Here is a 24,076-nt window from a genome sequence, read left to right as displayed (position 1 = left end):
GTGCTCAGGAGCCCAGCTCCCACAGGACGTGCGCCAGCGCGTCCGTGTTGAGGTCGAGCGCCGTCTGATCGATGTTGTCGAGGGTGTCGCACGCCCGGTGGTAGCAGGGGTCGAAGGCGACGCCCGCCGTACCGTTCCACTGCGCCGCCTGGGCCGCCGTCATCGTGTTGCCCGCCCCGGTGAACAGGCCGCCCACCGGGATGCCGGCGCTGCGGAACGGGACGTGGTCGGAGCTGTTGCGGGCGGCGGTGGCCGGCTCGGTGGGGATGCCGCGCGCCGCGAACCAGTCGGTGAACAGCGCCGCGATCGCCGCGTCGTCGTCGTAGACGAAGTAACCGGCGTTCGGGGAGCCGATCATGTCGAAGTTCAGGTACTCGCCGAACCGGGCGCGTTCCGTGGCGCCGAGCGAGGCGACGTAGGCGCGCGAGCCGACCATGCCCAGTTCCTCCGCGCCCCACCAGCCGAACCGCAGCTCCTTCTGCGGGCGCAGGTCGGCCCCGGCGACCGCCAGCGCCACCTCCAGGACCGCCGCGGACCCCGAACCGTTGTCGTTGACGCCCGCCCCGGACCGTACCGAGTCCAGGTGGGCCCCGGCCATCAGCACCTCGTCGGTGGCGGCGTGCGGCCAGGTGGCGATGAGGTTCCAGCTGGTGATGCCGGCGTTGGTGAAGGCGTGGCGGCTGGTCTCGTACCCGGCCTCCTCCAGCAGGCCCTCGATGTAGTCGAGGGAGGCGGCGTAACCGGGCTGGCCGTGCGCGCGGTTGCCGCCGTGCGCGGCGGCGATGGACTCCAGCTCGGTGAGGTGGCCCAGGACCCGGTCCACCTCGATGTCGGGCGCGGCGGCCGTCGTGGGGGGCGTGGCTCCCGTGGGGGCGGGTGCGGCGGTGGCACCGCCGGCGAGTCCGGCGGCGAGAGCGAGGGAGAGGGCGATGACGGGCACGGCCGGACGGCGGTAGGTCATGGACGCTCCAGAAGCGTGGGGGACTTTTGACGCGTGCACGCTCATCAGACAGATGTGCGGACCGCGCCGTCAAGAGCCCGTCAGCGCAACTGCGTCCGCGGATCCCCCCGCCAACTCGTCACCAGCGCCAGACACAGCAGCGCGATCCCGATCCGCCCCGACGCCTGGAGCAGCGAACCGCGCAGCAGGATGAAGCTGTACCCGGCCAGCACGGGCGCCACCACCGCCAGCACATTGCCCGGTGAGGGATCGTCCAGCGTCCGGGCCACATAGCGGCGGTCCGTGCGCGCCGCCAGATAGCCCACCGCGACAAAACCCGCCGCCATGCCCAGCGGGCCGAAGTCCAGCCACAGTTCCGCCCACAGCGGCGAGGACAGATTGGCGCTGGAGGTGCCCATCCAGCCGCCCACCAGGAACCCGGTGTCCTCCGGCTTGGACTCCCACACCGTGCGCGGCACGAAGAACAGCGCCGCGCCCACCACCTGGCGGCCCAGCGTGTGCCCGTTGCCGTCCCCCGCGTACGTCACCGTGTTCGCGAACATCCCCACCTGGTCGTAGTCCTTGATGACCAGCGGCTCCATCAGCGACCCGGTCTCCACCGGCTGCCGCCCCTCCTCGTCGTACCGGAACCGGTCGGTGAACGGGAACACCAGCAGCGCCACCACCAGGCCCAGCGCCAGCGCCGCCCGGTACATCACGCTGCTGCGCGGAAAGAGCGTGAACAGCAGCGCGAACAGCACCGTCAGGAACCAGTAACGGGGATTGGAGATCGGGTTGTTGACGATGACGTTGAGGACGAGCAGACCGGCCCAGCACAGCACCAGCCACAGCCGCCGCCGCGCCCGCCGCGAGGTGACCAGCCAGCGGGTGAGGAACAGCAGCGCCAGCAGCGCCGGCACGGTGCCGAAGCCGCGCAGCAGTGCGTTGCCCGCCTCGCCCCCGGCCCCGTCCGCACCGGAGGCCGTCGCCTCGTTCAGCGCGGCGCCCACTTCCTGCCGGCTGCTGAAGAAGACCGCCGGGCCGCCCAGCCGCACGATCAGCAGCCCGCTCGCCACGTACGCCACCGCGACCAGCACGAACAGCCGGCGCCGGTGCACGGTGGCGGCCGGCGCGCGCATGCTGCGCAGCGAGGGCCGGTGCCGGGCCAGCAGCGCCCCGACGTCGAAGGCGACCATCCCGGTCAGCACCAGCACGGTCGCCAGCAGCGTGTCCGAGCGCGGGCCCAGCACCGGGGTGGGATCACGGCCGAGCACCGACTGGGCGAGCGGGGCGATGCCCATCGCCAGATAGCAGAACAGCCAGAAAACGCCCTGGACCAGCCGCCGCCGCCCCGACAGCACCATGGTGCACAGCCGTACTCCGGCGTACCCGGCGACCACCAACTGAAGCCAGAACGCGGTGTCCCGCACCCCCTCACCCGGCTGCGCGGCCACCGCGAACGGCAGCAGCCCCACCACCCCGGCCACCAGCGGCACCGACAGCGGCCGTGACAGAACGGCCCGTTGTCCGGGCCCGGCCGTCAGGGGAGCCACGCGGCCGTGCCCCCCGGGATCGCCCGGCTCAACGCCCGGCCCCTGCCGGGGTGTTGGTGTGCGATCGTCGGCTCATGGTCCTTGTCGCGGCGCGGCATGGCCTCAGGCTAGCCGCAACTCACCCGCCGTACTCCGAGAAGATCCCGGCCAGTACCCGCCGGGACTCCGCCGCGGACGCCTCGTCGCTCTCCCGGCTCGCGGCCAGCACGATCAGCGCCTTCCACAGCGCCCAGCCGCGCGCCCGGGCCCAGGTCGCGTCGTCCACCCCGAGGGCCTCCCGGAAGGCCCGGCGGCTCTCGCCCGTGAACAGCGTCCAGGCGATCACCGCCTCGCACGCCGGGTCCCCGACGCCCATGCAGCCGAAGTCGATCACCGCCGACAGCCGGCCGTCCCCGTCGACCAGCAGATTGCCCCACGCGATGTCGCCGTGGAACCACACCGGTGGGCCCGGCCACCCGGCCCCCAGCGCCTTTTCCCAGATCTCGGTGGCGAGCGCCCCCGGCACCTCGCCGTCGCGCAACGCGTCGATGGCCGTACGGGTGTCCGCGTCGTAGGTCCTCAACGGCCCGCCGCGGAAGCCGGTGTGCAGCGCCGGGGCAGGTCCGCCGGTGGGGTCGATCCGCTGGAGCGCGGTGAGGAAGCCCGCCAGATCGACGGCGAAGGCCCGCACGTCGGCGATCCGGTGCTCCCGCGCCGGACGGCCCTCCAGCCAGCGGTTGACCGACCAGGGGAAGGGGAACCCCTCACCCGGCGTGCCCGCGGCCACCGGCGCCGGGATCGGCAGCGGCAGCAGCGGCGCCAGCTCCGGCAGCCAGCGCTGCTCCTTGCGGACCTGCCCCGCGTAGCCGGTGGCGCTCGGCAGCCGTACGGTCATGGTCTCCCCGAGCCGGAACGTGCGGTTGTCGTTGCCTCCGGGCAGCACCTGCTCGACGGGCAGGTGGGCCCATCGCGGGAATTGCGCGGCGATCAGCCGGCGGACCAGTGCCGCGTCGATGTGGGGGCGTACCTCCGGTTCGTTCACCGGGCCACCGTGCCCGCGCCGCTCCGGGCGGGCAACCGGTTTTCCCGGTCGGCCACGGATGCTGCCCGATCTCTTGCCACCGGGCGGTCGCACTTCTATTCTCCGATGCCAGAAAGCGCTTGCAACGGGCGTCCGGTGAGCCGTAACTGCCGGACACCCGCTGTGTTCTGCGCATCAGCCGCTACTGATCCCGTGTGACTCCGCCCGCCACGGCGCCAACCCGCCGTGGAGGGAAAGGGCGTACTGCGCCATGCCGGGATGTGGCCCCAGCGAGCGGTCGCACCACGTGTCATCCAGTAATGCCCAGCAACGCCCAGCAACCCCCCACGATGTGGAAATGAGAGGCGAGCGGAGCAATGAGAGGATCAGTCGCGCTTGTGCGACTCTGCGTGACCATGGCCCTGACGGCCCTGGTGGTCGCGACCGGCGCGTTCCTGTCGGTGCCGCAGGCATCGGCCGCGGTCGGCACCGCCACCGGTTACGCGTCCCAGAACGGCGGCACCACCGGCGGCGCCGGCGGCCAGACCGTCCGGGCCACCACGGGAACCCAGATCCACGCGGCCCTGTGCGGCCGGGCCAGCAGCAGCACCCCGATCATCATCGAGGTGCAGGGCACCATCAACCACGGCAACACCAGCAAGGTGTCGGGCGGCAGCTGCAACACCGCCGACGGGGTCATCGAACTCAAGCAGATCAGCAACGTCACGCTGATCGGCGTCGGGACCGGTGCCCTGTTCGACCAGGTGGGCATCCACGTCCGCGAGTCGAGCAACATCATCATCCAGAACGTGACCGTGCGGAACGTCAAGAAGTCGGGTTCGCCGACCTCCAACGGCGGTGACGCCATCGGCATGGAGAACAACGTCCGCAACGTGTGGGTGGACCACGTCACCCTGGAGGCGTCGGGCGGCGAATCCGAGGGCTACGACGGGCTGTTCGACCTGAAGAACAACACCCAGTACGTGACCCTGTCCTACAGCATCCTGCGCAACTCGGGCCGTGGCGGCCTGGTCGGGTCCAGCGAGAGCGACCTCTCCAACGGCTACGTCACCTACCACCACAACCTGTACCAGAACATCGACTCCCGCGCCCCGCTGATGCGCGGCGGGATCGCCCACACGTACAACAACCACTTCCTGAACATCAACGACTCGGGGATCAACTCCCGGGCCGGGGCCCGCGTCCGGGTGGACAACAACTACTTCGAGGACTCCAAGGACGTCCTGGGCACCTTCTACACCTCCGAGGCCGGCTACTGGCACGTCAACGGCAACACGTTCGACAACGTGACCTGGTCCAGCCGCGGCGGCACCACCAACCCGGCCGGCCCCAACCCGACCTCCACCACCTCGGTGAGCATCCCCTACTCCCACAGCCTCGACCCGGCCAACTGCGTGCCGGGCGTGGTCGCCCAGACGGCGGGCGCCAACAAGGGCAACCGCGTCTCGGACGGCAGCTGCACCCCGCAGAACCCCGACCCGGGCAACCCCGGCAACCCCGACCCCGGCAACCCCGACCCGGGCAACCCGGACCCCGGCACCCCCGGCGGCACCAACCTGAGCCTCACCGGTGACTCCGACGGCAGCAGCAAGGCCAGCGGCACCAGCTACGGGAACGTGCGGGACGCCAACATGAACACCTACTGGTCCCCGAACGGCACCACCGGCTCCATCTCGATCAAGTGGAGCTCCGCCACCACCGTCTCCAAGATCAACATCAGGGAGGCGTCGGGCGCCACCGGCCGCATCGGCTCCTACCGGGTGCTGAACGCCGACACCGGCGCCGTCCTGGCCACCGGCAGCGGAGCGGGCGTCATCTCCTTCCCGGCCACCTCGGTACGGAAGATCACCTTCGAGATCACCAGCGCGAGCAGCACCCCCAGGATCGCGGAGTACGAGACCTACGCCTCCTGACCGGCACAGCACCGGGGCCGGGCCGCTCCCCCGGGGGCGGCCCGGCCCACCGGCTCCGCTCAGCGCGGCGACAGGCGCAGAACGGTGCCCTCCCCGTTCGCCGACAGCAACAGCGAGCCGTCCGGCGCCAGAGCCAGCCCCGCGAAGCGCCGTGGCCGGCCCGCCACACCCGGCACCGGATCCGGCTCCTCCCGCTCGATCCCAGGGGGCAGCCCCACCGGCAGCCGCTCCGCCTCCACCCGCCGCCGTCCCGTCTCCAGACAGAACGACACCAGCCGCCGGTGCTCCGTCTCCACCGTGAACAGCTCCGAGCCGCGCACCACCAGACCCTGCGGCCCGCCGAGCCCGCTCGCGAACGTCGTCAGCGCGCCGTTCGACTCCACGCGCAGCACCGCACCCCGCCGCTCCTCACTCACATAGCAGCGGCCCTCCTCGTCGAACGCCACATCCACCGGATGGTCAAGTCCCGCCGCCAGCACGGTGATCCCGCCCGCCGCCGGCACGGCCACCACCCGGCCGGCACCGGTCTCCGCGACCACCGGCACGCCGCCCGCACCCACCGCGATCCCCATCGGCAGACGCAGGCCGGCCGCCCGTACCCGCGGGGTGCGCTCCCCGAGGTGGTACGTCAGCACCTCGCCCGTCTCGGACGTGAGGTGCAGTTCCCGGCCCAGCGCCACCACTCCGTGCGCGCCGTTGAAGATCTCCAGGGTCTGCACGCCGCCGTCCGCCCGGCCCTCGACCCGGCCCAGGCGGTAGTGGTCCGCCGCGTACACGGTGCCCCGCGCGTCCGCCGTCACCCCGAACGGGCCGTTGAGGCTCTGCGGCACCAGTTCCCGGGACCGGCCATCGGGACGCAGCACCGTGACGCCGCCGCCCGCGTAGCTGGACAGGAACATCCGGCCCGCGGCGTCGATGGCCAGGTTGTCGATGCCCGGCACTCCCGTGGCCAGCACCGAACGGCGCCCGTCGCCGAACACGTCGATCCTGGTGAGCTGCCCCGACATCCCGCTGGAGACCCCCACCAGCATCCCGTCCCGGTCGAACCGCGCCCCGACCGGCCCCGGTACGTCCGAGGCGACCAGCTCCGGGACACCGCCGTCCGGCGGGACCCGCCACAACTCGCCCACCACGATCTGCGGGTAGTACAGCAGCCCGTCCGGGCCCTGCTGCATCGCGTTGCCCATGGCCAGCCCCTCGGCCACCACCTTCGGCCCGCGCGAACCGTCCGGGAACAGCTCCAGCAGCCGGCCGTCCACCCGCATCTCGTTGACGAACAGCCGGTCGCCGATACAGGTGATGCCGTTCGGCACCTCCACCTCGTCCGACACCAGGTGGTACGCGCCGGCCGGGGTACGCCGCCACACCCGCCCGGCCGGCAGGTCGGCGATGTACATCGAGCCGTCCGCGCCGAACGCCAGGTCGTCCGGCGCCTGTACGGGGCCGTCCAGCGGCACCACCGTCTCGATCTCGCCGGAGACCGGGTCCACCGCGCTGATCGGCCCGGCCAGGAACTGCGCCACGTACAGCCGCCCGTCGGGGCCGAACGCGACACCGTTCGAACCCCACAGCGGGTTCGGCCGGTTGAGCCGCTCGATCCGCCAGCGGCGGCTGTGCGGCCGGGCCCGCCCGGTCGGATCGAACCGGGTGGGCGCCGCCAATCCCGCCGGGGCGAGGACGGCCGTCACTTGACGATCACCTCGCCGATGCCGCTCTCGGTGCGCCACTGCCGCAGCATCTCGTAGAAGGCGACGGGCCCCGCGGCGTAGGACTCGATGCGCTCGGGCACCTTGCCCTCGTTGTTGTAGTACCCGGGGGTGCACTCGGCGAGGAACACCAGCCGGGCGGGGACGGGCTGTCGCACCGTCGCCAACCACGCCTCCTCGGCCTGCGCCGACGGCTCGACCCGCCGCGCGCCGCGCGAACGCGCCTCGGCGACCACCTCCGCCACGTGCACCGCCTGATCGTCCAGCGCGTGCGTGAAGTTGACGGACACCGCGTTCTGGAGCGTGCCGAGATGGAAGAGGTTGGGGAAGCCGTGGCTGTAGAAGCCGTGCAGCGTACGCGGCCCCTCCCGCCAGTACTCGGCGAGCGTGACCCCGCCCCGGCCCCGTACCGCCAGACCCGCCCGGTCGGCCGGGCGCACCGCCGTCTCGAAGCCGGTGGCGAAGATCAGGCAGTCCAGCTCGTACGCCGTGCCGTTCACCACGACGGCGCGCTCGGTGATCCGCTCCACCCCGTGCCCGCCGGTGTCCACCAGCGTCACGTTGGGGCGGTTGAAGGTGGGCAGATAGGTGTCGCTGAAGGTGGGCCGCTTGCACATGTAGCGGTACCAGGGCTTGAGCGTCTCCGCCGTGCCCGGCTCGGTGACGACGCTCTCCACCCTGGCCCTGATCTCGTTCATCTTGCGGAAGTCGGCCAGTTCGGCGAGGACTTCGGGGCTTTCGCGGCCCGCCACCGGCATCATGGTGCGCTGGAGCTCGGCGCCCGAGGTCCAGCCGTCCGCCACCAGGTCCTCCTCGGCCTCGCCACCGGTGACCACGGTGAGGAAGTTCTCCCGGCGGTGCGCCTGCCAGCCGGGGGACAGCGAGGCCGCCCACCGCGGATCGGTGGGCCGGTTGTCGCGCACGTCGACCGAGGACGGGGTGCGCTGGAAGACGTACAACTCCTGTGCGTCCGCGCCCAGATGCGGCACGCACTGGATGGCGGTGGCGCCGGTGCCGATCACCCCGACCCGCTTGTCCGCCAGCTTGTGCAGATTGCCGTTCGCGTCGCCGCCGGTGTAGCCGTAGTCCCAGCGGCTGGTGTGGAAGGTGTGCCCGGTGAACGTCTCGATCCCCGGAATGCCGGGCAGCTTGGGCCGGTTGAAGGGCCCGCTGGAGACCACCACGTAGCGGGCCTCGACGCGGTCCCCGCGATCGGTGCGCACCGTCCAGCCCTGCGCGTCCTCGTCCCAGTCCAGGGCGGTCACCTCGGTCTGGAAGCAGGCGCCCTCGTACAGGCCGAAGTGCCGCCCGATCGCCCGCGCGTGCTGCCGGATCTCCTCACCCGGGGAGTACTTCCAGCGCGGAACGTAGCCGATCTCCTCCAGCAGCGGCAGATAGACGTACGACTCGATGTCGCAGTGGATGCCGGGGTAGCGGTTCCAGTACCAGGTGCCGCCGAAGTCGCCGGCCTTCTCGATGATCCGGATGTCCCGCAGCCCGGCCTGGCGCAGCCGCGCCCCGGCCAGCAGTCCGCCGAACCCGCCGCCGATGATGACCGCGTCCGCACTGCCGGTGACCGGCTCGCGGGTGGCGCTCTGAGCGTCGGGGCCGGTGTACGGGTCCTCCTCGTAGTACCCGAACTCGCCGGTGGTGCGCAGATACTGCCGGCTGCCGTCCGGGCGGACCCGGCGGTCGCGCTCGGCCCGGTACTTGGCACGCAGGGCGTCCGGATCGAACCCCAGGTCGTCTGTCGCTGACACGCGTAACCCTTCTGGTCGCTTCACGGAACGGGGGAGATGGTGCCGGCGCTCGTGCCGGGCGCGGCGGCGCGCAGCGCCTCGTGCCAGGGGGTGCGGGCGGCGACGGCCGCCCGCCACGGGCGGATCGCCCCGGGCGGCATGCCGACGGCGAGCGCGCCGGTGAGGTGGTCGCCGGTGCGGTAGACGGCCAGGAACCGGCGTTCGGCGAGATCGCCCGCCACGACGGCGAGTTCGTCGTGGCCGCGCAGGTGCCCGTACGCCTGGACCTTCAGGTCCTACTGGTCGGACCAGAAGTACGGCACCGGCGCGAACGGACGACGCCCCTCGGGGCGCAGCAGATTCCGGGCGGCGGCCATGCCCTGCTCGGCGGCGTGCGTACGGTGCTCGACGCGCAGCGCCGTGCCGAACAGCGGATGGTGCCAGCGCGCGACATCGCCCGCGCCGTAGACACCGGGGGCGGCGGCGCAGTACGCGTCGCACACCAGGCCGTCGTCCACCGGCAGTCCGCTGCCGGCCAGCCACTCGGTGTTCGGCCGGGATCCGATCGCCACCAGCACGTCGTCGGCCGGGATCTCCTCGCCGTCCGCCAGCCGTACGCCGCGCCCGCCGTCCAGCACCTCGCGGACGGTGACGCCGGTGCGCAGCGTGACGCCGTGCGCCCGGTGCACTCCGGCGAGCAGGTCACCGATCCGCTCGCCGACGGCGTGCGCCAGCGGGACCGGGGCCGGTTCGAGGAGGGTGACCTCCGCGCCCAGGCCCCGGGCCACCGCGGTGGCCTCCGCTCCGAGGAACCCGGCGCCGACCACCACCAGATGGCGGCCGGGGCGCAGCCGGTCCCGCAGCGCCAGAGCGTCCTCCACGGTGCGCAGCACATGGGCGGCGTCCCCGCCGGAGCCGGGGAGCAGGCGCGGCCGTACGCCGGTGGCGATGATGAGTCCGTCGTAGGGCAGGTCGCGTTCGCCCGTGCTTCCGCCGTCCGCGAGCAGGACCGTGCGGGCAGCCGGGTCCACCCCGGTGGCGGCGGTGCCCAGCCGCAGGTCCAGGCCGAGCGCGGCCAGATCGGCCGGGGCGCGCAGCGCCAGCCGCTCCGGGGCCCACTGCCCGGCGAGCACCTGCTTGGACAACGGCGGCCGGTCGTACGGCGGGTGCGGCTCGTCGCCGACGAGGGTGAGCGTGCCGTCGTACCCCTCGCGGCGCAGCGTCTCGGCCGCCGCGAGTCCGGCGGCCGAGGCGCCGACGATGACGATCCGGGTCACCGGATCACCCCTGCACCAGCCGGATCGCCGCCGCCGGGCACACGGCGGCGGCCTCCCGCACCTCGTCGTGCAGGGCGGACGGCGGCGTCTGTTCCAGCAGGATCACGACGCCGTCCTCGTCCCGCTGGTCGAAGACGCCGGGCGAAGCCACGACGCACTGACCGGAGGCCACACACTTGGGTTCGTCGATTTCTACGCGCATGATGCGATTCCTCGGAAAATGAAGGGGGTCACCAGGTGACGGGCAGGGCACGCACGCCGTAGATGGTCTCCTCGGGCACGAACTCGATCTCCTCGCACGCCACGGCCGGCCGCAGCCCCGGTGTCCGGCGGTGGAGCGTGCCGTACACGATCTGCGGCTCCGGGCGGGCGAGCGGCTGGCCCAGGCACTGGTGCGGGCCGCAACCGGACGCTGGGGTGTCGGCCATGTCTCTCCTCGGTTGTGGGGTGCACCGGGGCAGGGTGGTTTCAGGCAACCCGATGGAGCTGACACCTTGCGGTCAGTTACCTGACGACAACCTGACGTGACACAGGTCACAGAGTGCGACGGTCTCCGAGGCGCGGCGGCCCAGCCAGTAGCCGAAGCCGCGCCGGGTGTGGATCAGCGGCGGCCCCTCCCGGTCGACCTTGTGCCGCAGCCGGGAGACGAGCTTCTCGATGGCGTTGCCGGCCCGGAACTCCCCCCAGACATGGCGGCAGATCTGTTCCTTGGAGAGCACCTGCTCGGCGTTGACGAGCAGTTGGCGCAGCAGCCGGTACTCGGCGGGGGTGAGATCGAGCGGGCGTGCCCCGCGCCGGGCCTGACAGGTGGCGTCGTCCAGGACGAGATCGCCGTAGTGCTGGGCGAGTTGCTCGGGTCGCCCGGCGCCCCGGCCGCGCAGCAGCAGCTGCGTTCTGGCCAGCACCTCCGGGATCCGGACCGGCTTGGTGACGTAGTCCTCGGGCGCGGGGCGGGTGCCCAGTCCGGGGAGCAGGCTGAACAGGGAGTCGCAGTCGGTGAGGAAGAGGACGGGCGGCCGTACGGGCAGGGGCCGGCGGTGCTCGGCCAGCCGGTCGAGCCGGGGGAGCGCGACGTCGAGGATCAGCAGGTCATACCGGCGCCGGGTGAGGTGGGCCACCGCCTCACGGCCGCAGCCGCCCGTGTCGACCCGGTAGCCCGCCAGTTCGAGGGTGGTGGTGAGGAGTTCGGCGCTCGGCGGATCGCCGGCGAGGACAAGGAGCTGCTCCCCGTCCCCCCTGGCCGGCGGTGCCTTGTCGTGAGTGCTTGCCTGGGGTGCCTGCGATGCCAGCATGAAAGACCATTCGGAAGGAGCGCTTGGACTTCACGGCGAGTGGGGCGGCGGGGAGGGGGCGGGGGCAGGGGTCCGGGGGAGGGGTGGGGAGGGCAGGGGTCCGGGGGAGGGGTGGGGAGGGCAGGGGCGGGGGTTTCAGTGCCCGCGGGGGAGGCCCCGTCCGTATTCTCCTCCTCGGTGAGGTTGTCCGCGTGGGCGAGGAAGTCGTCCACCATCTTGTTGAACAGGCTGGCGAGCTGGGTGAGTTCCTCCGGTGACCAGTCGGCGAGTGCCACCTCCATGCTCCGGCCGCTGGCGTCCCGGATCTTGCGCACCGCTTCCCGGCCGGCCTCGGTGATCCGGATGCGCTGGGCCCGCCGGTCCTCCGGATCGGCGACCCGGGTCAGATAGCCGGCCCGCTGGAGATGCTGCGCCTGCCGGGTGACGTGGGACGCCTCCACGGACATCCGCAGGGCCAGCTCGCTGGGCCGCAGCGGCTCGGCCTCCGCCACCTGCCGCAGCAGGGCGGCCCCGGCCCGGTCCAGGGGGACCCCGGCCTGGGACATCAGTCGGGTGTGCTGGCGGGCGCGGGCGGTGAGGTAGGTGATGCGGTTGAGGGCGCTCTCGATGGCCAGCACCTCGGGGGAAGGTGCGCCGTCGGCGGGAGAGTCACCGGAGGAGGGGGTGGGGACTGGCATGGATCACACTCTAGTTCAGCTTTGCCTGAGTCAAGCAATGTCTTCGCCGTGATTGTTTGACTTAGGCAAGCTCATCATGTTTGCCTGAGTCAAGTAAGCCACTTCCCGGCGAAACGGCAGTTCAGACCCCCGTGCCACCTGGCACACACGTTCCCGGGAGGCCCCGGACCGGACCGCCCACGAGCGGGGGCGGTCCGTACGCCGGAACCCGTGGGGACGGGGATCGGCACCGGTTCCCGGGCCCGATCCGCGCGGGCCCGGGAACCCGCACCCGCCACCAGAGGGAGAGACGATGACCACCACCACAGGACTGCGCGACAAGAGCGTGATCGTCACCGGGGCGGGCTCGGGCATCGGCCGCGCCGCCGCCCTGCGCTTCGCCGGGGAGGGTGCGCGGGTCCTCGTCGCCGACCTTGACGGCGAGGCGGCGGAAGGGGTCGTCGCCGCCATCGGGGGCGACGGCGGCACCGCCCGCGCCGTCGTCGGCGACCTGAGCGAACAGCGCGTGGTGGACGAGGTCGTCGCCACCGCCGTGGAGGCGCACGGCGGCCTCGACATCCTGGTCAACAACGCCGGGATCATGGACCGGATGTCCGCGCTCGGCGAGACCGACGACGCCGAATGGGACCGGGTCATCCGCGTCAACCTCACCGCGCCGTTCCTCCTCACCCGCGCCGCCCTCCCGCACCTGCTGGAACGGGAGAGCGCCGCCATCGTCTTCACCGCCTCCGAGGCGAGCCTGCGCGGCAGCGCGGCGGGCGCCGCGTACACGGCCGCCAAGCACGGCATCGACGGACTGACGAAGTCCCTGGCCGTCATGTACCGCGAGCAGGGAATCCGCACCAACGCCATCGCCCCCGGCGGCACGGCCACCGGCATGCGCCCCCAGGCCGACCCGGAGGCCCACGGCCCCCGCGCCATCGGCCCCTACCTGCGCCTGGTGGGCAAGGTCTCCGAGCCGTCCGAACAGGCAGCCGCGATCGTCTTCCTCGCCTCCGACGCCGCGAGCAACATCAACGGCGCGATCCTCCCGGTGGACAACGGCTGGGCGGCCATCTGACCCCGCTCCGGCGGGTCACAGCGCCCACCAGCAGTACAGCCGCCGGCCGGAGCCCCGTGCGCGCCGGGCCAGCCCGGCCAGCGCCTCCAGGGCACCGGCCGTGTCCTCGGCGCTGATTTCCAGCTCCCGCAGCTCGCCGGTCCGCGACCACAGCCGGGCACAGCGGGCGCGGTCGTCCGCCGAAGTCGTGGCCAGGGCAGCGGTCAGCGTGTCCGTCAGGCTGACGACGAACGCCGCTTCGTCCTCCGGATCGGACAGCAACCGCCCGGCCCGGGGGAGGGCGCGGGCCTCCTCGTAGCCGCAGCCCGTCAGGATGGCTTCGAGCCGGGCCATCGCGACGACCGGGTCGATGTTCTTGAGACCGACGGTGTCGAGGCCCGCCTGCCCCGGTCCTTCCCCGGTCGGGAGCACCGCGACGGCGGCCTGATCGTCAGGGGCGGAGAAGTAGTCGCACAGAGGCATGCCGGCGATTGTGGCACCGGGGACTGACAATCCTCCCTGGCACATCCGGGGCGGCATCCGTCCGTCCCACGGAGCAGCGTTGACCCCCGCCGCCTCGGCCGCCGCGCCCTCGCCCCCCGGCGGGGCGAGGCGGCCGAGGGGCCCTGCCGACGCCGCGTCCGGGGCCGTCGGGGGGTGTGCCTGCACCGCGCCCGGGGCCCACGCGAAGCGTCAGAAGCGGTCGGCGTGGGCCGTCGCCCACTCCGTGAAGGTGCGCGCCGGGTGGCCCGTCACCCGCTCGACCGTGTCCGCGACGGTCGAGGCCTCGGGCGGCGGTGCGGCGTGCCAGTTGATGACGTAGTCGGCGTCCTCCCGGGACACCCCCTCGGCCAGCAGCCTGTCCACGGCCTGTTCGTGCGTGATCGGGGCGAACTCCACGGGGCGCCCGATGACTCCGGACAGCACGGCGATCCGCTCCCGCGTGGTCAGCGTCTCGGGCCCCGTCAGGTTGTACGCCCGCCCGGAGTGGCCGTCATCCAGCAGAGCGGTCGCCGCCACCGCGCCGATGTCGGCCTCGTGGATGACGGCACTGGGCGCGTCGTACGGTTCGCGCACCACGCCCTCGGCGCGGATCGACTCCGTCCACGTCAACGCGTTGGACATGAACTCCTGCGGCTCCAGCCGTGTCCACTCCACCCCCGAGTCCGCGACGGCCCGTTCGACCGGTCCCACCCAGCCGCCCCACACCACCGTGATGCGCCGCACGCCCGCGTCGACCGCCCGCCGCACCAACGCGGGCCCGGCCTCGCTGAGTCCCGCCGTCACCGTGATGTGCAGCCGTTCGACACCGGCGAGGGCACCGCCCAAAGTCTCGGGCGCGGTGTGCGTGCCGGTCACCACCTCCACCCCGTCCGCCGGAAGTCTTCCCGCCGCCACGGCGGCGGCCGGATCGCGGGTGAGCGCCCGTACCCGTTCGCCCCGGCGGAGCAGTTCCGCCACCACATGCCGTCCGGTGTTCCCCGTCGCGCCTGTTACCAAAGTCGTCACGTGCGGACTCCCTTCATCGCTCACGACCGTAGAAGTTCAAGCGTGGTTGAGGTCAAGTGGCTTGCCCGGAGGGGCCGTTGTGTCCGGTCGCGCATGCCGGGTCGCGCTGTGTTGACGGCTGCGGCACGCGGACGTCCCGGGTGGAGGCGGGCGGCGGGGCAACGGGAGCCCCGCTCGCCACGGACCGGGGCGTGTACCGTACGGCAGCGCTGTGGCCAGCCGGTTCGCCGGGGCGGCCGCCCAAGGTGCCGGACCGGGACGGTGCCGGTCGACCCCGGCCGACCGCGACCGGATGGCGCAATCCCCCGCAGCGTGAGGGAATTTCCCCTCACGGCAATGACCCGTGTGAGGGAATTCCCCAGCGGAATCCGTGAGCCGGAAGGGGCCGCCTCTAGCCTGACACGAGGTCAGGCGGACGACTGTGAGGTGGTCGCACCATGAGTACCGGCGAGCACGATGTTCCCGAATTCGACGGTGGGGAACAGGGAAACCGCGAGAGCCGGGAGGTCGTCGATCCGTTGCTGCGGGTCGTGGGAAAACAGATCAAGCGGCTGCGCGAGGCGGCCGGATTGACACAGCAGGAGTTCGGTGACCGGATCGGATACGGGGTCGATCAGGTGTCGGCCGTCGAACGCGGACGTCGCGCCCCGAAGGCTCCCTTCATCGACGGCGTGGAATCGGTACTCAACGCCGGCGGGGTACTGAAGGCCATTCAGGAGGACATCGACCGCGCGCGTTTCCCGGCCCGATTCCGTGACTTCGCCAAGTGGGAGCAAGAGGCTTTCAGCCTTTACTCGTACGAGCCCCTGGTCGTCCCCGGGCTGTTGCAGACGGAGAGCTACGCGCGGGCACTGATCAGCGGCCAGTGCCCGCCCACCGACGAAGAGGTGGTGGAGGAACTGGTCGCCGCGCGTATGGAGCGCCGGGGAATCTTCGAGAGCCACAAGGCGGTCGTCACCGCCTTCGTGATCGAGGAGGCCGTGCTGCGCCGCCCGGTGGGGGGCAGGGAGACGATGGCGGAGCAGTTTGACTGGCTGCTTCGGATGGGCGCACTGCGCAATGTGTCCATTCAGATTATGCCGACTGCCCAGTGGCGACACCACGGCATCTACGGCTCCATCACGCTGCTGGATACCAAGGACGGGCGCAGTGTGGCGTATACCGAGTCACAGGAGATCAGCGCGGTGATCACCGACCGCTTGAGAGTCGGTGTCCAGGCTCAGCGCCATGGCATTATCCGTATGCAGGCGCTGGACGCGGAGCGGTCCGCGCGCCTCATCGAACGATTGGCGGGAGAGCTATGAACGGTGAGCGGCCGGCTTGGCGCAAGAGCAGTTACAGCGATGGCTCCGGTGCCAACTGTATCGAAGTGGCCGCGAGTTGTGATGGCGTGCAGGTCCGTGACACCAAGGCCGCACAAAGAGCGCGGCTGTCCTTCACACGTGAGCAGTGGACGGCCTTCATAGCGGGGGCGGTGCGTGCATGATCCGGCGCCGGAGTGGGGCACGGCGACCGTGAGGGTGCCCACCTCGCCGAAGATGCCCGCCGGGCCCGTCACGGCCCGTGTCCGCGACACCCGGAACACCCGCGACACCCGGGACACCGGACTCCTCGTCGGCCTCCCTCCGACGCCATGGGCGCTGCCCGTGCGGTTCGCCACCCGGCGACAGCTGTCCGATTTGTTAGGTTCGGCTCATGCCTCTCCACCACTCGCATCGCCAGCAGCACCTTCAGTCGCGGTGGACCGCCGTGGACGACTACTTCTCCGGCCTGCTCGCGCCCGAGGACGAGGTTCTGCGGGCCGCGCTGCTCAACAGTGAAGCGGCAGGGCTGCCCCCCATCCACGTGGCGCCGAACCAGGGGAAGATGCTGCAACTGCTCGCCCAGCTCCAGGGGGCCCGGCGGATCCTGGAGATCGGGACACTCGGCGGCTACAGCACCATCTGGCTGGGCCGGGCGCTGCCCACCGACGGCAGCGGCCGCCTCATCACCCTGGAGTACGACGCGGTCTACGCGGATGTCGCCCGCCGGAATCTGCGCCGGGCCGGCCTGGCCGAGACCGTGGAGGTACGGGTGGGGGCCGCGCTCGATACGCTCGCCGCGCTGGTCGAGGAGGGCGCCGAGCCGTTCGACGTCGTCTTCATCGACGCCGACAAGCCCAATAACGCGCACTACCTGGACTGGTCGCTCAAGCTCACCTGCCCCGGCAGTCTGATCATCGGGGACAACGTGGTCCGGGACGGCGCCGTCATCGATTCCGACAGCACCGACGCGCGGGTCAAGGGCGTACGGCGGTACCTGGAACGCATCGCGCGGGACGAGCGGTTGTCCGCCACCGCCGTCCAGACCGTCGGAAGCAAGGGGTACGACGGCTTCTCCCTCGCACGTGTGATCGGTTAAACGCGCAAAGGGCCTATGTACAGGGGCGGTTCTCCTGATTGGGTGTCCTCCGGCACACACCCGTCACCTCGCGTCACCTCGCGCCACCCCACCCCGGAGCGGTCATGTTCATCGCCTATGGCGTCGTCAGCGCCCTGCTTTCCGCCATACTCATCGGCACGGCCGCCGTATCCCTGTCCGGCAATCCCCAGTACCGCGCCAACCTCCGCGCCCTGCGCGTGCCGGACGCCTGGCAACCCCGGCTGGCCCTCACCAAGCTGGCCGGCGGGATCGGGCTGCTCGCCGGCCTCGTGATCGTGCCGCTCGGCGCCGCCGCCGCCTCCGGCGTGATCTGCTACTTCATCGGGGCGGTCCTCATCCACCTGCGCGCCGGTGACCGCGGCCTGGTCCCGCCCATCGTCTCCGGCCTGCTCGCCGTCGCCGCCCTGATACTGCGACTGGCCTCCGCCTGAACCGCCGGTCTGCTTGACTGATGCCCGTGCGGGTTCTTCATGTGGTCACATTGCACACCCCGACGCACGCGTTCGGCGGCCCGACCCGGGTGGCGCTCAACCTCTGCCGGGGTCTGCGCGCACGCGGGCACGAGGCCCTCACGCTCGCGCTCGGCGACGGTTTCCCGCCCGGGGAGCCCCTGCCGCGCCACGTGGACGGGGTGCCGGTGCGGTTGTTCCCGGCCCGGCACGTACTGCCCCGCTTCGAGGTGAGCGGCATCACCTCGCCCGCCCTGCTGGCCCGCGCCCGGTCGTACATCCGCTCGGCCGACGTGGTCCATGTCCACCTGATGCGGGACCTGATCACCCTGCCCTTCGCACTGATCGCCCTGCGGGCCGGCCGGCCCCTCGTCGTCCAGACGCACGGCATGGTCGATCCGACCGACAAACGCGTCGCGCAGCTGGTGGACGTACTGGGAATGCGCCGGGTGCTCCGGCGCGCCGACGCCGTCCTGCATCTCACCGAGCGCGAGCGGCGCGAGACCGCCGCCGTCGTGGCCCCCGACCCGATCGCCCCCGCCCACCGCCTCGTCAACGGAGTGCCGGGGCGCGAACGGCGGACGCGCCTCCCCGGCCCCGGACGCCCCCCGACCGTGCTCTACCTCGCCCGCGTGCAGGAGGGGAAGCGGCCGCAGGACTTCGTACGGGCCATGCCGGCCGTGCTCGACCGGCACCCGGACGCGCGGTTCGTGCTCGCCGGGCCCGACACCGGGGCGCTCGCCGGCACACTGGCGCTCGCCGGCGAACTGGGGGTACGCGACGCGCTCGACGTGCCCGGCGGGCTCGACGGGCCCGATGTGCTGCGGCAGTTGCGGGCCGCGGACGTGTTCGTGCTGCCGTCCGTCCAGGACGCCTTCTCCGTCTCCGTCCTGGAAGCGATGTCGGTCGGCACCCCCGTCGTCATCACCGCCACCACGGGGCTCGCCCCGGACGTCGCCGGGGCGGGCGCCGGGCGGGTCGTGGAACGGCCGCAGGACATCGCGGGCGCCGTCCTGGAACTGCTGGACCCGGCGGCCAACGAGAAAGCCTCGCTGGCCGCCTGGGACCTGGTGCGGCGGCGGTTCACCCTCGACGCCGTCGTCGGCGAACTCCTCGGCATCTACGAGGGACTCGAACACCGCCGCTAGAACCGGGACTCGGCCAGCTCCCGCGCCTTCACCCCGATCTGCCAGCGGTAGAAGCTCATCGCCAGCGCGTAGTCGAGCCCGGCCCGCCCGTCCAGGAAGCCACGCTTGCAGACATACGCGTAGGCGAAGGAGACCAGCGGCTTGAACGGGGCCCGGTGGAACAGCTGCCCCTGCCGGGTCTTCGCCACCCGGATCTGCTCCCGCACCTCGGGGTTCAGCTCCAGCCACGCCTCCCAGTCCGAGTAGCGGTTGTGCCGATCGAACCACGTCCCCACCGGGTCCAGGTCCCGGTGCTCGATCGGCGCCCGCAGCCGGAACGCCGGGTGCGCCAACGGCTGGTAGTGCCCCTCCTGTTCACCCATCCCCGGCGCGTCCAGATCGTCCGGCTCGGGGAACCTGGCCCGGGTCCTGTCCAGCAGCGCCCGCTTCACGATGGTGTACCCGTGCCGCAGCCGCCGCCCGCCGAACCAGTACCCCAGCGGTATGTCGAACGCCGCCGGTTTCACCCCGCGACCGTCGAAGAAGATCCGCCGCAGCTCGGCGAGCAGCTCGGGGCTCGGCGTCTCGTCACCGTCCAGGAACAGCACCCAGTCCCTCTCGCGGTGCACATGGTCCAGGCACCACTGCTTCTTCTTCGGGTACTTCCCGTCCCAGGTGTACGGGACGATCTCGGCGCCCGCCGCCTTCGCCAGCTTCCGGGTGCCGTCCGTGCTGTCGGAGTCCACCACGACGACGGCCTCGAAGTGGTGGATGACGGAACGCACCGTGGAGGTGATGTTCTCCGCCTCGTTCTTCGTCGGGATCACCACGACGATGGGTAGTTTCCGCACCGGTGCGCTCACTCTCCTCGGGCCTGGTCCAGCAGATCCCCGTACTCGGGGCACAGGTTCTCGATCGCCGTCTCCGCCTGCGGGATCTCGCCGTCGCGCAGCGCGCCGGTGATCTCCTCACCGGTGGCGTGCCGGTCGAGGTAGCCGAGGCGCTCGCACGCCTCCGTGCCGATCTCCAGCACCGCCGCCGGGTCGGTACCGGCCGGCACGTCGGGGCTGCCGGACAGCTCGGTCACGAAGGCCCGCTGCTCCGCCGTCAGTCCACCGCCGGACGCGGACCCGCCGGCGGGCGAGCCCTGGGGCGCGGCCCCCGGATCCGCGTCGGGGTCCGCGTCGGGGTCCGTGTCGCGGTCCGGATCCGGGTCCGCCGCGCCTTCCCCTTCGCGCTCTCCCGCGCCCCCGCCGGCCTCCCGGCCCTCGCCGTCCGCCGTGCCGTCCGCCCCTGGTGCCCCGGCCGGCCCCGTCGCCCCGGGCTGCCCGGCGCCCACCGTCACCTGGCCCCCGCCGCTGCGCGCCGAGCACTGGTTCAGCACCAGCAGTCCCGCCAGCGTCGCCAGCAGCCCCAGCGCGAACAGCAGCCTGTACCTCCGCAGCCACATCATCACGGGGCCCCGAACGTCAGCAGCAGCTGCGGACGGTTGGCCTCGGCGCCCGACTCACGCGCGTACAGCCACAGACTGTCGTCCCCGTCCCCTACCAGCGCCACGTTCAACTGCCCGCCCAGCGATCCGCGCACCGTCGCCGTCGTCAGCGGCACCGTGTACGTGCCGCCCACCGACTCCGGCGCGCTCAGCGTGCCCAGCGCGCCCGTCCCCAGCGCGGGTCTGCCGGTGTACGTGGTGCCCGTCTCCGTCCAGCTCCCGGTGACCGGCAGTACCGTGAAGTCGTCCACCGACCCCGCCACCGCGTCCGTCGTCACCCGTACCCGCAGCGCGGCGCTCTTGAGCACGGTCCCGGAGGGGGCGGCCGGCAGCTGGAAGCGCAGATACGCCTCGTACCCGGGGGTGCCGCGCACCGCCAGATTCTGGTGCGTGCCGTAGTTGGCGCTGACCGCCGCCGCGTTGACGTAGGTGTCGGCCACCGGCGTCAGCTGGGTGACGGTGTCCACCGGCTGCGACGCCGCCTGGTAGTGCGCGGTGACCCGGGCCGCCGACAACTGCGCCCCGTACACGGCCGTCTCGTCCAGCTGGCCGTTGAAGAAGTCGCTGGAGGGGCGGGAGGCGAGGCTCGCCGTGCTGTCGCCGCCGACGCGCCACCAGCCGGTGCGGTTCCGCACCTGGGTGATGGACGTGTTGCTCGCGACCTGTGTGCCGTCCACGTACAGCCGCATCCCGTTCGCGCCCACCGAGGCCACGACATGGTGCCACCGGCCGTCGTTGTACCGCGCCGTGCCGCCGCTGGTGATCGTGCGCAGCGCCGTGTCGTACACCCCGAACGACAGCCGGCCGTCGTTCAGCATGTACAGGTTGTTGTCGCGCACCGAGCTCGGCTCCAGGGTCCGGTTGCCCAGCCCGATGATCTTGCCGCCCTGCGTGGTGGTGGTCTTGAACCAGGTCTCGACCGTGAACCGGGTCAGACCGGAGTAACTGCGGTCGCTGTAGGTGTACGTCGCGGACCCGTCGTGGCCCACGCCCGCCGCGCCGGGCCCGGGTACGGCGCCGGGGGTGACGCCGCGCTGCGGGCCGTTGCGGTGCACGCCGTTGGCCCGGTTGTTCGCCGAGGCGTCGGTGACCAGGTTCCCCCAGGTCTCGTCGAACCGCCAGTACAGCAGCGGGTTGTCGGCCCGCACCGCCTGCACGTACGGCTGGGTTCCGGAGGCGACCGTCGCCGACACCGGGGTGGACAGCGCCGTGGTGTTGCCTGCCCCGTCGGTCGCGGTGACCCGGTAGCTGTGGGTCTCGCCCGCCGTCACCGCCGTGTCGGTGAAGGTCTGCTGCGGGCGGCGCCAGGGCACCGACTCCACCTCACTGGTGTGGATCGGGGTGGTGGCGCCGTCGCGGTAGACGCGGTACGTCAGCAGGTGGTCGTCCAGGTCGATGCTGGGCCGCCAGTGCACCTCGATCTGGCCCGGTGTGTGCGAGGAGGCGTACACCTCGGGCACGGACGGATTCCCGGTGTCCGGGCGGTCGGCGAACCGGGTCAGGCCCCACTGCGGCTGCCCGTTGACGGTGGTGAAGCCGCCACCCACCCACAGGAAGTCGCGGTCGTCGGTGGGGTGGTCCAGGACGGCCTGGAGCACGCGCGGCCCCAGCGCCTCGCCGAGGCCGTCGTTGGTGTTGGGGAACCAGCCCAGCAGCTTGGGGTGGTTCACCGACTGCGCGAACAGGTGGTAGCGCGGCTGGTCGGGGAACTCGCCCATGCTGGAGCAGTCATGGGCGTGGTGCCCGCTGTAGAGCACGTCCTGGTACACCTCGACCGCCTGGGTGGCGCCCAGGCAGGTGTCGCGCCAGCGTTCGTTGAGGTCGCTGTGGTTGAGGGCGATCCGCCCGTCGAACACTCCCGACCCGGTGCCCTCGTTGCCGGTGTAGAAGCCGGTGGCGTCCACCGCGATGTCCTGCACGGTGGAGGTGCGCTCGATGAACCCCAGCGGATACGTGCGGACGTTGGCGCCGGTGTCGGCCCGTACCACCGCCAGCGCGTGCGAGTCGGCGCCGTTGACGGTGAAGAAGTCGCCGCCCAGGATCACCCGGCTGCCGTCCGGGGTCAGTTCCACCGCCTTGGCCGGCTCGTCGGCGTTGGCGACCCAGTCCGTCAGTGTGCCGTCCGGGGTCACGGCTGCGAACCGGGACCTGGCGGTGCTGTTGATCTGGGTGAAGTTGCCGCCCAGATAGACCCGGTCGTCGCTCACCGCGAAGGAGCGCACCATGCTGTTGGCGGCGACCGGGAAGCTCTTGCGGGTGCAGCCGGGCAGGTCGAAGGCCGCCACCGAGGAGGCCCCGACGCCGTTCACCGACCCGAAGGTGCCGCCCACGTACAGCGTCTGGCCGTCGGGGGAGACCTCCAGGGCACGGACCGTCGCCGTACCCGATCCGACGGTGAACCGCAGATCGCACGTCACCGGCTCGCCGGTGGCGGCGTCCAGGGCGACGAAATTGTCCACGGCCTGCTCCTGGGTGCCGGACGCGGCGCCCGGGGGACGGATGGTGGAGAAGGTCCCGCCCACGAACACCGTGCCGTCCGCCTCCGCCAGGGCGTGCACGATGCCGTTCGTCTGCCAGGTCGGGAGCTCGTCCGCGGTGAACCCCACGGGAGGGGTCAGCGCGTGCGCGCCCCCGCTCTCGCCGCCGACCCCGCCGCCGGCTCCCACCAGGGCCCCGGCGGCCAGCGCCAGGGCCGTTCCGTACACGGTGGCCCGCCGCCACCCACTCCGGTTCTGCCGTGCTGTCATCGCGCCCACTCCGCCTCGCCGTCCTTCACCGGTCGCTCCCCTTCACCGATCCATCCGTGACCATCCGTCCGGCGGTGGTCACGGTCCCCGCGTGTGCACGCCGCGGTCGCGGTCACCGATCCACCCGTACCCGGGCCCCGCTCAACTCCTCCTCCAGCGCGGCGATATCGGCCTTCACCATCAGCCGGGCCAGCTCGCGCCAGCGCACCGCCGGCTCCCAGCCCAGCAGCTCCCGCGCCTTGCCCGCGTCCCCGATCAGCGCGTCCACCTCGCTGGGGCGTTCGTACTTGGGGTCGAACCGCACGTGGTCCGCCCACTCCATGTCCGCCGCCGCGAACGCCTCGGCCAGGAAGTCCCGTACGGTCGCCGCGTCCCCGGTGGCCACCACGTAGTCGTCGGGCACCTCGCGCTGGAGCATCCGCCACATCGCCTCGACGTACTCCGGCGCGTAGCCCCAGTCCCGTACCGCGTCCAGATTGCCCAGATACAGCTTGTCCTGGAGCCCGGCCCCGATCCGGGCGACGGCCCGGGTGATCTTGCGGGTCACGAAGGTCTCACCACGGCGCGGCGACTCATGGTTGAACAGAATGCCGTTCACCGCGAACATGCCGTATGCCTCGCGGTAGTTGACGGTCGACCAGTAACTGAACACCTTGGCGCAGCCGTACGGGCTGCGCGGGTGGAACGGGGTCCCCTCGTGCTGCGGCGGCGGGGCCGCGCCGAACATCTCCGAGGACGACGCCTGGTACACCCGGGCCGGTACGCCGCTGGCCCGGAGCGCCTCCAGCAGCCGCAGCGAACCGAGCCCGGTGACGTCCCCGGTGTACAGCGGCGCGTCGAACGACACCCGCACGTGCGACTGGGCGCCGAGGTTGTACACCTCGTCCGGGCTGACCTCCCGCAGCAGATTGACCAGCGCCACCCCGTCCGACAGATCGGCGTGGTGCAGGATCAGCCGCCGCTCGAAGTCCTGCGGGCCCTGGTAGATGTGGTCGATCCGCTCGGTGTTGAAGGAGGAGGAGCGGCGCACCAGCCCGTGCACCGTGTACCCCTTCCCCAGCAGCAGTTCGGCCAGGTACGAGCCGTCCTGCCCGGTCACCCCGGTGATCAGCGCGGTCCTCGGCATCAGCGGTTCCCCCAGTGGGATGTGAAGTCGGCTTGTGTGAAACGGCGT

The 24,076-nt window shown here is 72.0% G+C and carries 21 protein-coding genes and 2 pseudogenes; 7 read left to right on the top strand and 16 right to left on the bottom strand.

Features of this window, described 5'->3' with window-relative positions; genetic code table 11:
- Positions 1-4 precede the first annotated feature (4 nt).
- From SXIM_RS05885 to SXIM_RS05875, 3 genes are all read right to left on the bottom strand, one after another.
- On the bottom strand, positions 5-961 hold the full coding sequence (locus SXIM_RS05885; RefSeq protein ID WP_046723159.1) for a M28 family metallopeptidase: 957 nt from the start codon (positions 959-961) through the stop codon (positions 5-7).
- A gap of 80 nt (positions 962-1,041) precedes the next feature.
- Positions 1,042-2,493 (bottom strand): hypothetical protein, encoded by a 1,452-nt coding sequence (locus tag SXIM_RS05880; RefSeq protein WP_046723158.1) that lies wholly within the window; start codon positions 2,491-2,493, stop codon positions 1,042-1,044.
- A gap of 118 nt (positions 2,494-2,611) precedes the next feature.
- A complete protein-coding gene (locus SXIM_RS05875) occupies positions 2,612-3,514 on the bottom strand; it encodes an aminoglycoside phosphotransferase family protein (RefSeq protein WP_046723157.1) in 903 nt (300 codons plus the stop codon).
- A gap of 356 nt (positions 3,515-3,870) precedes the next feature.
- On the opposite strand from SXIM_RS05875, the gene SXIM_RS05870 reads away from it, so the two are divergent.
- Positions 3,871-5,427 carry a pectate lyase family protein gene (locus SXIM_RS05870; RefSeq protein ID WP_046723156.1) on the top strand — a complete coding sequence of 519 codons (1,557 nt, stop codon included), beginning with the start codon at positions 3,871-3,873 and terminating at the stop codon, positions 5,425-5,427.
- Positions 5,428-5,486: 59 nt separating this feature from the next.
- Here the strand turns inward: SXIM_RS05870 and SXIM_RS05865 are convergent, their stop codons facing one another.
- From SXIM_RS05865 to SXIM_RS05835, 7 genes and pseudogenes are all read right to left on the bottom strand, one after another.
- Entirely contained in the window at positions 5,487-7,115 is a 1,629-nt protein-coding gene (locus tag SXIM_RS05865; RefSeq protein WP_053116089.1) for a virginiamycin B lyase family protein, read from the bottom strand.
- On the bottom strand, positions 7,112-8,893 hold the full coding sequence (locus tag SXIM_RS05860; protein ID WP_078846842.1) for a flavin-containing monooxygenase: 1,782 nt from the start codon (positions 8,891-8,893) through the stop codon (positions 7,112-7,114). The genes SXIM_RS05865 and SXIM_RS05860 overlap by 4 nt, the downstream gene beginning before the upstream one ends.
- A 20-nt stretch (positions 8,894-8,913) precedes the next feature.
- A pseudogene (locus SXIM_RS05855) lies at positions 8,914-10,149 on the bottom strand (NAD(P)/FAD-dependent oxidoreductase).
- A gap of 4 nt (positions 10,150-10,153) precedes the next feature.
- The gene (locus SXIM_RS05850) at positions 10,154-10,351 is read right to left on the bottom strand and encodes a ferredoxin (RefSeq protein WP_030726625.1); all 198 of its coding nucleotides are present in this window, start codon (positions 10,349-10,351) and stop codon (positions 10,154-10,156) included.
- A 28-nt stretch (positions 10,352-10,379) separates the two neighbouring features.
- On the bottom strand, positions 10,380-10,577 hold the full coding sequence (locus SXIM_RS05845; RefSeq protein ID WP_046723154.1) for a hypothetical protein: 198 nt from the start codon (positions 10,575-10,577) through the stop codon (positions 10,380-10,382).
- Between the two features lie 72 nt (positions 10,578-10,649).
- A complete protein-coding gene (locus tag SXIM_RS05840; protein ID WP_046723151.1) occupies positions 10,650-11,441 on the bottom strand; it encodes a response regulator transcription factor in 792 nt (263 codons plus the stop codon).
- 149 nt (positions 11,442-11,590) lie between these two features.
- A pseudogene (locus SXIM_RS05835) lies at positions 11,591-12,118 on the bottom strand (MarR family winged helix-turn-helix transcriptional regulator); the annotation flags it as partial.
- A 292-nt stretch (positions 12,119-12,410) separates the two neighbouring features.
- Between SXIM_RS05835 and SXIM_RS05830 the strand changes: the two are divergent.
- Positions 12,411-13,178, top strand: coding sequence for an SDR family NAD(P)-dependent oxidoreductase (locus SXIM_RS05830; protein WP_046723149.1), 768 nt, complete (start codon positions 12,411-12,413; stop codon positions 13,176-13,178).
- 15 nt (positions 13,179-13,193) lie between these two features.
- On the opposite strand, the gene SXIM_RS05825 is transcribed toward SXIM_RS05830, so the two are convergent.
- Positions 13,194-13,640, bottom strand: coding sequence for a hypothetical protein (locus SXIM_RS05825; protein WP_053116088.1), 447 nt, complete (start codon positions 13,638-13,640; stop codon positions 13,194-13,196).
- 210 nt (positions 13,641-13,850) lie between these two features.
- Positions 13,851-14,666 carry an NmrA family NAD(P)-binding protein gene (locus SXIM_RS05820; RefSeq protein WP_030734792.1) on the bottom strand — a complete coding sequence of 272 codons (816 nt, stop codon included), beginning with the start codon at positions 14,664-14,666 and terminating at the stop codon, positions 13,851-13,853.
- A gap of 437 nt (positions 14,667-15,103) precedes the next feature.
- Here SXIM_RS05820 and SXIM_RS05815 point away from each other — a divergent pair, with 437 nt between their 5' ends.
- The 5 genes from SXIM_RS05815 (at position 15,104) to SXIM_RS05795 (ending at position 18,684) form a co-directional block, all read left to right on the top strand.
- Positions 15,104-15,970 carry a helix-turn-helix domain-containing protein gene (locus SXIM_RS05815; RefSeq protein ID WP_078635632.1) on the top strand — a complete coding sequence of 289 codons (867 nt, stop codon included), beginning with the start codon at positions 15,104-15,106 and terminating at the stop codon, positions 15,968-15,970.
- Positions 15,967-16,152: a DUF397 domain-containing protein gene (locus tag SXIM_RS05810; RefSeq protein ID WP_078635630.1), complete on the top strand. Its 186-nt coding sequence runs from the start codon at positions 15,967-15,969 to the stop codon at positions 16,150-16,152. The genes SXIM_RS05815 and SXIM_RS05810 overlap by 4 nt, the downstream gene beginning before the upstream one ends.
- Before the next feature lie 209 nt (positions 16,153-16,361).
- Positions 16,362-17,066, top strand: coding sequence for an O-methyltransferase (locus SXIM_RS05805; protein ID WP_046723147.1), 705 nt, complete (start codon positions 16,362-16,364; stop codon positions 17,064-17,066).
- Positions 17,067-17,170: 104 nt separating this feature from the next.
- Positions 17,171-17,518, top strand: coding sequence for a DoxX family protein (locus tag SXIM_RS05800; protein ID WP_030734785.1), 348 nt, complete (start codon positions 17,171-17,173; stop codon positions 17,516-17,518).
- A gap of 26 nt (positions 17,519-17,544) precedes the next feature.
- Positions 17,545-18,684: a glycosyltransferase gene (locus SXIM_RS05795; protein ID WP_046725457.1), complete on the top strand. Its 1,140-nt coding sequence runs from the start codon at positions 17,545-17,547 to the stop codon at positions 18,682-18,684.
- On the opposite strand, the gene SXIM_RS05790 is transcribed toward SXIM_RS05795, so the two are convergent.
- The 4 genes from SXIM_RS05790 to gmd form a co-directional block, all read right to left on the bottom strand.
- Positions 18,681-19,514 carry a glycosyltransferase family 2 protein gene (locus SXIM_RS05790; RefSeq protein ID WP_030734781.1) on the bottom strand — a complete coding sequence of 278 codons (834 nt, stop codon included), beginning with the start codon at positions 19,512-19,514 and terminating at the stop codon, positions 18,681-18,683. The two genes, SXIM_RS05795 and SXIM_RS05790, sit on opposite strands and share 4 nt — an antisense overlap.
- Before the next feature lie 8 nt (positions 19,515-19,522).
- Positions 19,523-20,119 (bottom strand): hypothetical protein, encoded by a 597-nt coding sequence (locus SXIM_RS05785; protein ID WP_148236070.1) that lies wholly within the window; start codon positions 20,117-20,119, stop codon positions 19,523-19,525.
- Positions 20,116-22,902: a CBM96 family carbohydrate-binding protein gene (locus SXIM_RS05780; protein ID WP_246156839.1), complete on the bottom strand. Its 2,787-nt coding sequence runs from the start codon at positions 22,900-22,902 to the stop codon at positions 20,116-20,118. The genes SXIM_RS05785 and SXIM_RS05780 overlap by 4 nt, the downstream gene beginning before the upstream one ends.
- Positions 22,903-23,014: 112 nt before the next feature.
- Positions 23,015-24,028 (bottom strand): GDP-mannose 4,6-dehydratase, encoded by a 1,014-nt coding sequence (gene gmd, locus SXIM_RS05775; protein ID WP_030734776.1) that lies wholly within the window; start codon positions 24,026-24,028, stop codon positions 23,015-23,017.
- Between the last annotated feature and the right edge of the window lie 48 nt (positions 24,029-24,076).

The sequence above is a fragment of the Streptomyces xiamenensis genome (genome assembly GCF_000993785.3).
Taxonomy (GTDB): Bacteria; Actinomycetota; Actinomycetes; order Streptomycetales; family Streptomycetaceae; genus Streptomyces; species Streptomyces xiamenensis.
The sequence above is the reverse complement of the archived record's forward strand: the minus strand, read 5'-3'. Positions and strand labels throughout refer to the sequence as shown.

Coding starts and splice junctions, on each gene's coding strand:
- SXIM_RS05885 (WP_046723159.1), bottom strand. CDS start 961: ATGACCTACCGCCGTCCGGCCGTGCCCGTCATCGCCCTCTCCCTCGCT.
- SXIM_RS05870 (WP_046723156.1), top strand. CDS start 3,871: ATGAGAGGATCAGTCGCGCTTGTGCGACTCTGCGTGACCATGGCCCTG.
- SXIM_RS05850 (WP_030726625.1), bottom strand. CDS start 10,351: ATGCGCGTAGAAATCGACGAACCCAAGTGTGTGGCCTCCGGTCAGTGC.
- SXIM_RS05845 (WP_046723154.1), bottom strand. CDS start 10,577: ATGGCCGACACCCCAGCGTCCGGTTGCGGCCCGCACCAGTGCCTGGGC.
- SXIM_RS05840 (WP_046723151.1), bottom strand. CDS start 11,441: ATGCTGGCATCGCAGGCACCCCAGGCAAGCACTCACGACAAGGCACCG.
- SXIM_RS05830 (WP_046723149.1), top strand. CDS start 12,411: ATGACCACCACCACAGGACTGCGCGACAAGAGCGTGATCGTCACCGGG.
- SXIM_RS05825 (WP_053116088.1), bottom strand. CDS start 13,640: ATGCCTCTGTGCGACTACTTCTCCGCCCCTGACGATCAGGCCGCCGTC.
- SXIM_RS05815 (WP_078635632.1), top strand. CDS start 15,104: ATGAGTACCGGCGAGCACGATGTTCCCGAATTCGACGGTGGGGAACAG.
- SXIM_RS05810 (WP_078635630.1), top strand. CDS start 15,967: ATGAACGGTGAGCGGCCGGCTTGGCGCAAGAGCAGTTACAGCGATGGC.
- SXIM_RS05805 (WP_046723147.1), top strand. CDS start 16,362: ATGCCTCTCCACCACTCGCATCGCCAGCAGCACCTTCAGTCGCGGTGG.
- SXIM_RS05800 (WP_030734785.1), top strand. CDS start 17,171: ATGTTCATCGCCTATGGCGTCGTCAGCGCCCTGCTTTCCGCCATACTC.
- SXIM_RS05780 (WP_246156839.1), bottom strand. CDS start 22,902: ATGACAGCACGGCAGAACCGGAGTGGGTGGCGGCGGGCCACCGTGTAC.
- gmd (WP_030734776.1), bottom strand. CDS start 24,028: ATGCCGAGGACCGCGCTGATCACCGGGGTGACCGGGCAGGACGGCTCG.